The sequence below is a fragment of the Bdellovibrionota bacterium genome, assembly GCA_035292885.1.
GTDB lineage: Bacteria > Bdellovibrionota_G > JALEGL01 > JALEGL01 > DATDPG01 > DATDPG01.
In genome coordinates this window covers 1-11,667 of record DATDPG010000181.1, presented here as the reverse complement: position 1 = coordinate 11,667, position 11,667 = coordinate 1, and the positions used below count along the sequence as shown (strand labels likewise).

Here is an 11,667-nt window from a genome sequence, read left to right as displayed (position 1 = left end):
GACGAAGTCCTCTTCTTTCACTCCGGTCCCCACTTTGCCTTTCCCGCCGCGGCGTTGGCTCCGGTAGAGCGTGACGGGATTTCGTTTGATGTAGCCCGCATGCGTGACGGTTACGACCATCTCTTCCTCGGCGATAAGGTCTTCATCCGAAAACTCTTCGAGCTGCGCCTTGATTTCCGTCCGCCGGGCGTCGCCGTACGATTTTTTCACTTCTTCGAGTTCCTTTACGACGATGTCGTAGACGAGCTGCTCGTCGGCCAAGATTTTCTGGAGCTGTGAAACCAGTTCGAGCGTCGCTTTGTATTCTTCCAAAATCTTTTCCCGCTCCAGACCGGTCAGCCGCTGCAGACGCATTTCCAAGATGGCGTTGGCCTGAATCGCGGAGAGTTTGTATTCCTTGCAGAGCTCCGTCCGGGCGACATCGGGATCTTTCGCCTTCCGGATCGTCTTGATCACCGCATCCAGGTTGTCCAACGCGATCTTGAGGCCTTCCAAGATATGCGCCCGTTCTTCGGCTTTTTGGAGGTCGAAGACCGTCCGATGCGTGACGACGTCCTTGCGATGGACGACAAAGAGTTCCAGCGCCTCCCTCAGCGGAATCACCTTCGGCTTGCCGTGGACCAGAGCCAGCATGATGACGCCGTAACTGATCTGCATTTGCGTGTTGGCGTAAAGCTGGTTCAAAACGATCGCGGGGACGGCGTCGCGTTTGAGTTCGACGACCATCCGCATCCCTTCCCGATCCGACTCGTCCCGAAGATCGCTGATCCCTTCGATTCTTTTATCGCGCACCAGTTCGGCGATCGATTCCATCAGGCGGGCCTTGTTCACCTGATACGGAAGTTCCGTCACGATGATCTGCTGGCGGTCCCCTTTCTTCGTTTCCTCGATCGTCGCGCGCGCCCGCACCATGAACTTTCCCCGACCGGTCTCATAGGCGTCTTTGATCCCCTTCTTTCCATGAATGATTCCGGCCGTCGGAAAGTCGGGGCCTTTGACGATTTGAAAGAGTTCCTTCGTCTCGAGCTGCGGCTTACGGATCAGCGCGATGAGGGCGTCGCACACTTCATTGAGATTGTGCGGCGGGACGTTGGTCGCCATACCCACGGCGATTCCCGTGGAACCGTTGACGAGGAGGTTCGGAATCTTCGCCGGGAGAACCAGTGGCTCGTCGAGCGTGTCGTCATAGTTCCGGCCGAACGGCACGGTGTCTTTTTCGATATCGGCCAAAAACTCCTCGGCGATTTTCGCCAGGCGGATTTCCGTGTACCGCATGGCCGCGGCCGCATCGCCGTCCACCGATCCGAAGTTCCCCTGCCCGTCGATGAGCGGGTAGCGGAGCGAAAAATCCTGCGCCATACGGACGATCGTTTCGTAGATCGCGGCGTCACCGTGGGGATGGTATTTCCCCATGACGTCTCCGACCACGCGCGCCGATTTTTTGTACGGCTTGTTGTGGAGATTGCCCATGTCGAACATGCCGTACAGAACCCGGCGGTGCACCGGCTTTAAACCGTCGCGGACGTCGGGGAGGGCGCGGCCGACGATGACGCTCATGGCGTAATCGAGGTACGCCGACTGCATCTCGTCTTCGATCGCCTTGGGTATTTCGCGTTTGATGTCGGTTTCTGTCATCGGTTTACTCTGTCCGTCAGACTTTCAGGCTAACACCACATTTTGGACAAAAATTGCACGAGAAGCCTGCCGACCACTTTTCGCATGCTGGACACTTCATTCCATGATCACCGTGAAGCCGCAGAAAAACCGACAACACCACTAGGAGTGGCCAAGCCTTCAGCCATTTGGCCTCCGTCGATCCCCAGATTTCCAAAGCTACGAAAAGCCAAATAGCTATCACAAAAGTCCCTATCGAAAAAACACGAACGATTTTCGCTCGTTTCTGAAACTTCTGCCGTAGTTCTCTGCTGACGTCGCCGGGCATGTCAGATATCCAGGTTGCGAACGTTCAGGGCGTTCTTTTCGATAAACTCGCGCCGCGGATCGACGGCGTCGCCCATTAGAATCGTGAAAATTTCGTTGGCATCTACGGCGTCGTCGATCGTCACCTTCAGCAAACTCCGTCTCAAAGGATCCATCGTGGTTTCCCAAAGTTGTTCCGGATTCATTTCACCCAGCCCTTTGTAGCGCTGAACGGCCAACCCTTTCCGGCCATGGTCGAGAATATGCTTGATCCACGCCGCGCTGTTGGCCGCTTCGATTTTCTTCCCTTCGTCCATCAGCGGAATCGGCGCGGTCCTAAGGGGCGCAATCCCCTCGGCCCGCCGCAGAAGTTCGGCATATTCTGCGGAGGCCAAGAACGGCTCGTCGAAATAGGTTTCTTTCTTAATGCCCTTATCTTTGGACGAAGCGGTCAGGCGGAAACCGCCATGCTCCTTGTCGGGATCGATCTGATAGATCACCGGATGAATTTCGGGGTAGGCCACGCGAATGAACGCCGAGGCCTTTTTTCGCGCTTCCTCCATCGCGTTCTTTTTGGACAGATCGGCCGCCTGAAGATTGGCCGACATGACGAACGCGTCCACGACGCGGCGATCTTTCTTTTCGCTGAGAAGGTCGAGCGCCCGCTGGTAGGTCATCGCCTTTTTCACGAGTTGGCGGAGCGCGCCGCCCTTGATCGTGTCGGCCTTCTTATCCTCGCCGGAGACGGCCTCGATCCCCTCCACGCCGAGTTCCAAAAGGAACGATTCCAGCGATGCTTCGTCTTTGAGGTACCTCTCTTCTTTTTGACGCTTCACTTTGTAGAGCGGCGGCTGGGCAATGAAAAGATGGCCCCGTTCAACCACGGAAACCATCTGCCGATAGAAAAAAGTGAGGAGTAGCGTTCGAATGTGCGCGCCGTCGACGTCGGCGTCGGTCATCAGTATAATTTTGTGGTACCGGAGCTTGGAGATGTCGAAATCCTCTTGGCCAATTCCACAGCCGAGAACAGAAATCAGCGTCTGGATTTCGCCCGACTGAAGCATCTTGTCGAACCGCGCTTTTTCGACGTTGAGAATCTTTCCCTTCAGCGGCAGAATCGCCTGGTTCTTGCGATCGCGCCCTTGCTTCGCGGAACCGCCGGCCGAATCTCCTTCCACGATGTAAAGTTCGCTCAGCGCCGGGTCTTTTTCCTGGCAGTCCGCCAGTTTTCCGGGGAGGGATGAAAATTCGAGCGCGGATTTCCGCCGCGTGAGTTCCCGCGCTTTCCGCGCCGCTTCCCTCGCCCGGGCCGCGTCGATGATTTTATGGACCACCCGTTTCGCTTCGGTCGGGTGTTCCCCGAAATAATTCGTCAGCCCCTCGTTGACGATCCCCTCGACCAATCCTTTCACTTCGGAATTGCCGAGCTTGGTCTTGGTCTGGCCTTCAAACTGAGGTTCCTGGATTTTTACGGAGACAATGGCTGTGAGGCCTTCCCGTGTGTCTTCCCCGGACAGGTTGTCGGCGAGGTCCTTGCTCAGGTTTGCCTGCGCGGCGTACGTATTCACGGTTCTCGTGAGCGCCGAACGGAAGCCGATCAGGTGTGTGCCTCCCTCGATCGTATTGACGTTGTTGACGAAGGAAAAAATATTCTCGCTGTACCCGTCGTTGTACTGAATCGCCACCTCCACCACGGTGTCTCCCCGCTTGCCGGTGAAATAGATCGGTTCGTGAAGCGTCGTCTTGGCTTTGTTGAGGTGCTTGACGAAGGCGGTGATCCCGCCTTCGTAGGCGAAGTCATGTTTTTTGCCCGACCGTTTGTCCTCGATCGAGATCGCCACGCCGGTGTTGAGAAAGGATAGCTCGCGCAACCGCTGGGAGAGGGTGTCGAACGTGAATCCCGTGGTTTCAAACACCTGTGTGTCCGGCTTGAACGTGACGATCGTCCCCGTCTTGTCGGTTTCCCCCACGACCAGGAGTTCCGAAACCGGTTTTCCCCGCTCGTAGCGCTGCTGATAAACCTTTCCGTTCCGGTGGATTTCCAGCTCGAGCTTTTCCGAAAGGGCGTTGACGACCGAGACGCCGACGCCGTGCAGACCCCCGGAGACTTTGTAGGACTTGTGATCGAATTTTCCGCCGGCGTGGAGTTTGGTCATGACCACTTCGGCGGCCGGACGCTTTGCCGTCTTATGCATTTCGGTCGGGATGCCCCGGCCGTTGTCTTTAACGGTCACCGAGTCATCGATGTGAATCGTTACGGTAATCTTGTTGCAGTAGCCGGCGAGCGCTTCGTCGATCGAGTTGTCGACCACCTCGTACACCAGGTGATGGAGGCCCCGAGTCCCGGTGTCCCCGATGTACATTCCGGGGCGTTTTCGGACCGCTTCCAAGCCCTCTAAAACCTTAATGCTTTCCGCGGTGTATTCGTCGCCCTTGCTCGGCGGCGGATTCACAATAGAAGGGTCCGCTTTTTGAGGGGTCTTCTTACTCACGACATTATCCATACGTCCCGGCGCAGGACGGCGAAAAGTATCATCGGGGAAGCCAGCAAGCAACGGAAAAACCGTCGGCTTTGGACTCGACTTTCTTGCGCACGATCGTCGTCCCGGCCGCCTCCAGAGCGGCCGCCACCCCTTCGTCCGAAGTCGTTACCAACAGTTGCTGGCGTCCCGTCAGGACTTCATGAAGAAGCCGTTCCCGCCGTTCGGCATCCAGCGTCGCACCCAAATCGTCGAAGAGAAGTGTCGGCTCGCGCCCTGATTGAGCGCGGATCTCGTCCCGTTCCGCGAGCTTCAACGCCAGCAGAATCGAAAAACGCTCGCCTTGGCTGCAGACCTCTTCCGCCTTCCGCTCCCGCAAGAGGAGCTCGAGATCGTCCCGGTGCGGTCCCACTAAGGCACGGCCGGCCGCATGCTCCGCTCGGCCGAGTCTTTCGAGCTCTTCGGCCATCGATTCTTCCGAACAGCGATGCCGCAAACCCACGCTTTCGTTCCGGCCGATTAGGTCGACGTAATGCCGTTGGAGGGAAGGAGCGATTTTGGCAATCAACTCCGAGCGAGAGCGTCGGATTTCCGCTCCATATTGGTCCAGTTCCTGATTCCAGGGGGCGACTCGGTCGGCATAGACCGAATAGGGGAGTTCTTCCCGAAGAAGCGCCTGTTTATGCGCCAATGCCTTCCGGTAACGCCGAGCGGTTTCGAAATACGTCGGTTGCAACACCAAGAGAAGGCGGTCGAGGAATCTGCGCCGCTCCTCCGGGCCGTCGGACAAGAGGCGACTGTGTTCGGGAGCCAGCGCCACCACGGCCAGCCCTTCGCAAAAATGCTCGACTGTGGACGCCTTTCCATCGCGGTCGAGTTTGCGCCGGCCTCCTATGATCCGCATGGCCCGGGTGGATGTCGGATCTTCCCACGCGCCGCTGATCATGGCCTCGTCGCTTCCAGTCGCTATGAGATTGGACATGCGCGCCGTTCGGAACGATTGAAGCGTCGCCAACAGATGGATGGCTTCAAGAAGCGTGGTTTTTCCCGAACCGTTGCTCCCGACGAAAGCGGTACGTTCGCCCAAGAGTTCAACCTGCAGCGTTGGATAAGCGCGAATCGAGCGCAGCGTGAGGCGGCGGATCAAATTCTCATCGGCATGATGACCGATAAAAAGTTCGCGTCATTCGGAATTCGGATCACGCCTGGGCTCTGCGCATGGTCCAATTCGATCATCACTTTGTTGCCATCCACAACCGAGAGCGCGTCCAGGATATACCGGGCGTTAAACCCGATCTCCATATCGTCTCCCATGAATTCGCCCTGCACCTCCTCCTCCGCTTCACCCAGTTCCGGGCTGTTGGCCGAAAGGTGGACGCCGTCTTTCTTGATCCCCAGGCGTATGCATTTTGACTTCCCCTCGGAGAGAAGCGACACGCGGTGAAGCGACTGTGAGAAGAGGTTCCGATCCAACATCAGTTTCTTTTTGTTCCCTTTGGGAATGACCGCCGTGTAGTCCGGGAATTCACCCACCACCAAACGCATCGCGATGACCACATCTTCGATCTGAAAGGCGGCGTTTCCGTCCGCAACCGCAGCTCCGATCAACTTCGACGTGGATTCACCGAGCAATCTCCGCAGCTCCGCCACCCCTTTTCGCGGCAGGATCACTCCTTTTGCAAGGGAAAAGGTTTCGTCGTCGCTGAGAGTCGTGTCGACCAGCGCCAGCCGGTGGCCATCGGTCGTCACCATCCGAAACTGAGTCCCTCCCTTATCTCCCTTTCGGGTTTCGATGAACGCTCCATTTAGGTTGTAACGCATCTCATCCGTGCAGATCGCAAAGCCCGTTTTTTCGATCCCGTGCTTAAGCGTTTCCACTCGGAGCTTGGAGAACTTGAATTTGTCCTTCGGCTGCATTTTCGGAAATTCGTCAGCCACCATCCCCACAACGCGGAATTGCGCCTTTCCGCTTTCCACCACGAGCCACTCGTTATCCCCCTTTCGGAGCGTCCCTTTCTCGTCAGGCAACTCCCGCACGATGTCGATCAGGCTCCGAGCCGGCACGCAGACGCGTCCTTCGGTCAAGACTCGAACCGGACAGGTGGCCTGGATGCCGATCTCCAAATCAGTGGCCGAGATTTGAAGGCGATCTCCTTTTGCCTCCAGGAGAATGTTTCCCAGAATCGGCATGGTGGTTTTTTTCTCCACGACCGTGCCCACGGATTGAAGGGCTTTGCCGAAGGAATCACGCTGGAATTCAATTTTCATACACAACCTCTCCTACGATGTTTCTTGTGTTCCATATATTGAAGTAAGTAGTAGTAGTAAAGAGTGGGGATAACGGAAAATCAATGCGTGGGATCAGGCTCTGAGCGGGGGTCCGGGGAGATCGATCCTGTGGAACGAAAATGGGGAACCCGGGAAGCTGGGGATTCTTACGTCTGAAGAGATTTTTCAATGGAGGCAATTGTCGTGCGGAGCGGTGAATCTTCTCCCAACAGGCGCTCGATTTTGGAAACAGCGTGCATGACGGTCGTGTGGTCTTTTCCGCCGAACTTCGTTCCGAGTTCGGGATAGGAGGAGGAGGTCAATTTTCGTCCCAGGTACATGGCGACCTGCCGGGGAAAGGCGACGACTTTATGGCGTCGGCTCGATCGGAGGTCGGAGATGTTGAGATTAAAAAAATCGGCCACACGTTTTTGAATGGCGTCCACCGTAATCGCTGCGTTCTCGGGTGCCAGCGTGGAAAAAACCTCCTGTGTCAGCTCCATTGTGATCGGTCGGCCGGAGATCGAGGAGAATGCGGCCAGGCGAATGAGGGCACCTTCCAGGACGCGCACGTTCGATTTAATCTGTGTGGCGAGATAAAGAGCCGCGTCATCGGGGAGATCGAGTTTCTCGGCTTCAGCCTTCTTTTTCAGAATCGCGACGCGGGTTTCGACATCAGGCGGTTGTATATCGGCGAAGAGGCCCCATTCAAATCGCGAACGAAGCCGCTCGTCGAGATCGGGGATCTCTTTCGGGTACTTGTCCGACGTAAGGACGATTTGTTTGTTCGCCTCATGGAGGGCGTTGAACGTGTGAAAAAATTCTTCCTGCGTGCGTTCCTTGCCGGCGAAAAACTGCGTGTCGTCGATCAACAGGACGTCGCACGATTCGCGGTACCGAGAACGGAATTCAGGCGTTTTTTCGTAGCGGATGGCGTTGATCAGCTCGTTCATGAAACGCTCGGCCGTGCGATAGAGAACCCGAGCGCGCGGGCGGGAAGACAAAATTTCGTTGCCGACGGCGCAGAGAAGGTGGGTCTTCCCCAGGCCTACACCGCCGTATATAAAGAGAGGGTTGTACGTTTCGCCGGGGGCACCGGCCACCGCTTGAGCGGCTGCGTGGGCGAATTGGTTGCTATTGCCGACGACGAACGATCCGAAGGTGTAACGCGCGTTGGGCCTGTCCCCCTCGCCGTTTTCTTTCGGGCGTTTGCGGATCGCCTCTTGCGTTCGGCCGAGATCTTGGATCAGAGATGTTTCTTGAGTTCCCGGAACCACCACGAACTCGACATCCAGCGATTCAAGCTGGGAAAATTCACGTAACTTGTTTCGCAGGATCGGCCCGTAATCGAATCGAAGACGGTCGCGGTAAAATGCATTGGGAACTTCTACGACGATGTGCGCAGCCTCACTGTCGCGCAAACGGAGAGGCCGAAGCCACGTATTGAATGCGTGCGGCGGAAGTTCGCTCTGGAGCTGGGACAACGCCTGATCCCAGATCGTTTTCAAGGGCTGCGACTGCGCTCCGTTTTCCATGTCGAGGAGTTGGGTTGTAGTTTGTGCACGAGCGAGGTCAAGCCTCTCCGAACTTCCCGCAGGAAAATTCAGGGGATTTTTTTGCGTCGGCTTGGCGGCGGAAAAAGAAGTGCGAAGCCGTCGGCACTTTCACGCGGGTCGCTCGTAAGTTTTCTGGATTCAGGAGGTCGCGGCGTGGCAAACGGTAGACACCCAAAGTAAAAGGTGCGGCTTCGCCGTGCCGTTGAAAGCGTCACCCGACGCCTCTCGAAGAGAGAGAGAGACGAACGAACCCCATGGGACGACGAAACGACGAACGCCCGTCCTTCGCGCCTTGACAGCACGGGTGAGGCATGATTGAAAATCGCTCTTTTTTCGGGCGGATCGGTATTTTTTCAAGTAAGGGTGCAGCGTGAAACGAACGTATCAACCAAGTCGGGTCAGTCGCAAGAGGACGCACGGCTTTCGCAAACGAATGAAGACCAAAGGCGGACGAACCGTGCTGAGTCGACGTCGCCGTAAGGGCCGCAAGCAGCTGGCGGTGGATATCTCGAAAAAGTGAGTCTACGCCACCGCCCCGCCGATCGGCTTCGAAAACGTTCGGAATTTGAGAGTTGTCAAAAAGAGGGACGGCGGTATCACGGCCGCCGGTTTGTGTTGCTGTATCGCGGGTCGGAACGACCTGGAGCGCGCTTGGGAATTGTGGTTACTCGAAAGACCGGCGGCGCGGTCGTCCGAAACCGATGGAAGCGGGTGGTGAGAGAGTTTTTCCGATTGCAACGCGAACGGATGGCCGAGGGCGGTGATTACGTGGTCATTGTGCGATCGACGATCCAAGGCCCGCCCGGACGAGACATTGGAATTGAATTGCGTACGCTTTTTTCTAAAGTGAAGGTGTCATGAAATTGTTTTTCAAGGGTTATCGCATTTTTTTGAGCCCGATACTCGGGCCGCGTTGTCGATTTCACCCCTCTTGCTCCCGATATGCGGAGGAGGCCATCCGGCAACACGGCTTCCTGCGCGGTTTGATTCTTTCCCTCGGGCGCCTGGTGCGATGTCATCCTTGGAACGACGGAGGCTTTGATCCGGTCCCGCGCTCCTAGAATTTTCATGGACAACGAAAAGCGAACTCTCCTTGCCCTCGGCCTGATGATGGCGTTTCTCTACGTCTGGTTCGAGTATTTCATCCCAAAACCCGTACGAACGCCCACGCCCGCTGCAACGCCCGCACCCGGCGCCACGATCGCGGGAACTCCGTCGGCCAAAGAGGCGGCGGAGGCGCCGAAACGGAGGGACGGCCCGGCCTCGTCGGTAATACCGCTGAAAGAGTGGTCCGCGGAGACACCGCTCATGCATCTTCGGTGGACGAACCGGCCCGGCACGCCGGCTGAAATCTTGCTGAAGAAGTACCGCACGACCGCCGCGAAGGACGCTGCGCCGGTCGCCGTGGTACCGTTTCGCGGGGAGGCCCCGCCCCCCCTTCGTTGGGAGTTGGAGATTGAGGGCCAACGTTGGAGCGACGAAAACGCGTCCTACACCGAAGTGTCGAGGGGAGACGCCGAGGTAACGTACGAAACGTCTGTGGGTCCGGATCTTTTCCTTCGAAAGAAATTTTCTTGGAATCCGAAAAACTATTCGATTGAAGCGAGCGTCGAGATCCTCAACCGACGATCCCAGGCGGTGAAGGCCAAGGCGATCACACGACTTTCGTCGAGGGCGGAAGAAGCGAAGGGATCGATGCTGAGCCAGCCGCCGGACAATGTCCGGGTTGCGGCGTTTATCAACGAGACATCGGTTCGCGTCGAAAAAAAGGCGATTCCCTCTCAGCCCAGCGCCGACCTGTCCGCCTGGAAGCCGCTTCCCGAGGGAAACATCGATTGGGCCGGGTTCGATTCGCGTTATTTCTTGATGGCCTTGATTCCGGTGGAAGGGCGCTGGAGCGAAGTGCGCCTCAATTCCGATGCCGATGCTCTTCGGATCGACATGGCCCTGATCTACCCTCCGCGAGAAATCGCGCCTTCGGGGTCGGCTTCGTATCGCGTCCAATTTTTCACCGGCCCGAAAGACATCGGCGTCTTGGAAGCTTCTTCCGCGGCGTCGCTCGACCGGGCGATCGATTTGGGAGATTGGCTTGGACCGATCGCCCGCCCGATTCTTTTCTTTTTGCGCTGGCTTCATTCCCTTCTCCCCAACTACGGCGTCGCGATCATTTTGCTCACGATCGTCGTGAGGCTCCTCATGTTCCCGTTGGCGCACATGCAGGCGAAGTCGATGAAGAAGATGCAGCAGCACAAGCCGGAGCTGGACGCCATTCGGGAGAAATACAAGGACAACAAAGAAGCCCAGGCGCGCGAGACGATGAACTACATGCGCAAGTACAAGGTCAATCCGATGGGAGGCTGTCTCCTTCTCCTTCCGCAGATGCCGATTTTTTTCGCGCTATATCGCGTGCTCTATAACTCGATCGAGCTGCGGCACGCTCCCTTCTTTCTGTGGATTCACGATCTTTCCGCCCACGATCCGTACTACGTCACGCCGGTCATCCTGGGTGTGCTCATGGTCATGCAACAGCGTCTGACACCCACGCCGGGCGTGGATCCGGCGCAGCAGACGATGATGAAAATCATGCCTGTGATCTTCTCGGCACTTATGCTATTTCTCCCCGCGGGCCTGACTCTTTACATCTTGGTCAGTACATTGTGGGGGGTGGCCCAACAATATTGGGTGCAGGGAGGCTGGACGGTGGCTCCCGCACCGGCGAAAACATGAACGAACCAATATCGTCTGGAGTTTTTCATGGAAGAATGGATTGAAATAGAAGGCGAAAGCAAAGAGGACGCCGTCGAGCGGGCTTGCGCCGCCTTGAATACGACACGTTCGCACCTCAAATACGAAGTGGTGGAAGACGGAAATGCGTTAAAGATCCGCGCTCGCCGAGTGGAAGAACCGATTGAAGGAGCGGATCCGACGGAGATCGGAAAGAAGGCCCGCGAATTTCTTTCCAAGCTCCTGGAATTTTTCGACCCGGAAGTGAAGGTCGAAATGGAAGATCTGGAAGACGAAATCCGCCTTGACATTCAGGGGAACGGAACGGGGCTCCTGATTGGAAAGCACGGCTCCACGCTCGAAGCGCTCCAGCATTTGGTGCACAAAGCGGTGCGGCTGGATCAGCGGGAAGGGAAGCGTTTGGTGGTTGACTCGGAGCGCTATCGCGAACGGCGAAGAGAGGCCCTGGAAGGCTTGGCCCGCAAGCTTGCGGGGCGCGCGAGACGCGAAGGGAGACCGGTGAGCGTGGAGCCGATGAACGCCATGGACCGACGGATTTTGCACATGGCGCTGGCGGATCATCCCGATGTCACGACCAAGAGCGTGGGCGAGGGAAGAAATCGAAAAGTCATTGTGATTCCCCGAGGGGGAACCCGTTTGGATTCGCGGCGAGGCGGCCGATCCGGACCGATGCGTGGGCGAGGCGGCCGACAGGGCCC

At 57.1% G+C, this 11,667-nt stretch carries 10 protein-coding genes; 5 read left to right on the top strand and 5 right to left on the bottom strand.

Annotated elements, in window-relative coordinates:
• The 5 genes from gyrA to dnaA form a co-directional block, all read right to left on the bottom strand.
• A partial coding sequence (gene gyrA, locus VI895_13005) for a DNA gyrase subunit A (protein ID HLG20718.1) occupies positions 1 to 1,635 on the bottom strand: 1,635 nt, incomplete at its 3' end.
• Positions 1,636 to 1,943: 308 nt separating this feature from the next.
• The gene (gyrB, locus tag VI895_13000) at positions 1,944 to 4,412 is read right to left on the bottom strand and encodes a DNA topoisomerase (ATP-hydrolyzing) subunit B (protein HLG20717.1); all 2,469 of its coding nucleotides are present in this window, start codon (positions 4,410 to 4,412) and stop codon (positions 1,944 to 1,946) included.
• Between the two features lie 40 nt (positions 4,413 to 4,452).
• Positions 4,453 to 5,547 (bottom strand): DNA replication and repair protein RecF, encoded by a 1,095-nt coding sequence (gene recF, locus VI895_12995; GenBank protein HLG20716.1) that lies wholly within the window; start codon positions 5,545 to 5,547, stop codon positions 4,453 to 4,455.
• The gene (gene dnaN / locus VI895_12990; GenBank protein ID HLG20715.1) at positions 5,544 to 6,668 is read right to left on the bottom strand and encodes a DNA polymerase III subunit beta; all 1,125 of its coding nucleotides are present in this window, start codon (positions 6,666 to 6,668) and stop codon (positions 5,544 to 5,546) included. Before dnaN ends, recF begins: the two co-directional genes overlap by 4 nt.
• A 167-nt stretch (positions 6,669 to 6,835) precedes the next feature.
• Positions 6,836 to 8,176, bottom strand: coding sequence for a chromosomal replication initiator protein DnaA (gene dnaA / locus VI895_12985; protein ID HLG20714.1), 1,341 nt, complete (start codon positions 8,174 to 8,176; stop codon positions 6,836 to 6,838).
• Positions 8,177 to 8,594: 418 nt separating this feature from the next.
• Here dnaA and rpmH point away from each other — a divergent pair, with 418 nt between their 5' ends.
• From rpmH to jag, 5 genes are all read left to right on the top strand, one after another.
• Positions 8,595 to 8,744, top strand: a complete 150-nt coding sequence (rpmH, locus tag VI895_12980) for a 50S ribosomal protein L34 (protein ID HLG20713.1) — start codon at positions 8,595 to 8,597, stop codon at positions 8,742 to 8,744.
• Positions 8,741 to 9,085 carry a ribonuclease P protein component gene (rnpA, locus tag VI895_12975; protein ID HLG20712.1) on the top strand — a complete coding sequence of 115 codons (345 nt, stop codon included), beginning with the start codon at positions 8,741 to 8,743 and terminating at the stop codon, positions 9,083 to 9,085. Before rpmH ends, rnpA begins: the two co-directional genes overlap by 4 nt.
• Positions 9,082 to 9,285, top strand: coding sequence for a membrane protein insertion efficiency factor YidD (gene yidD, locus VI895_12970; protein HLG20711.1), 204 nt, complete (start codon positions 9,082 to 9,084; stop codon positions 9,283 to 9,285). Before rnpA ends, yidD begins: the two co-directional genes overlap by 4 nt.
• A gap of 7 nt (positions 9,286 to 9,292) precedes the next feature.
• Positions 9,293 to 10,951, top strand: a complete 1,659-nt coding sequence (yidC, locus tag VI895_12965; GenBank protein HLG20710.1) for a membrane protein insertase YidC — start codon at positions 9,293 to 9,295, stop codon at positions 10,949 to 10,951.
• Between the two features lie 27 nt (positions 10,952 to 10,978).
• Positions 10,979 to 11,667, top strand: a 689-nt coding sequence (jag, locus tag VI895_12960; GenBank protein ID HLG20709.1) for an RNA-binding cell elongation regulator Jag/EloR, incomplete at its 3' end; no start/stop codon positions are given.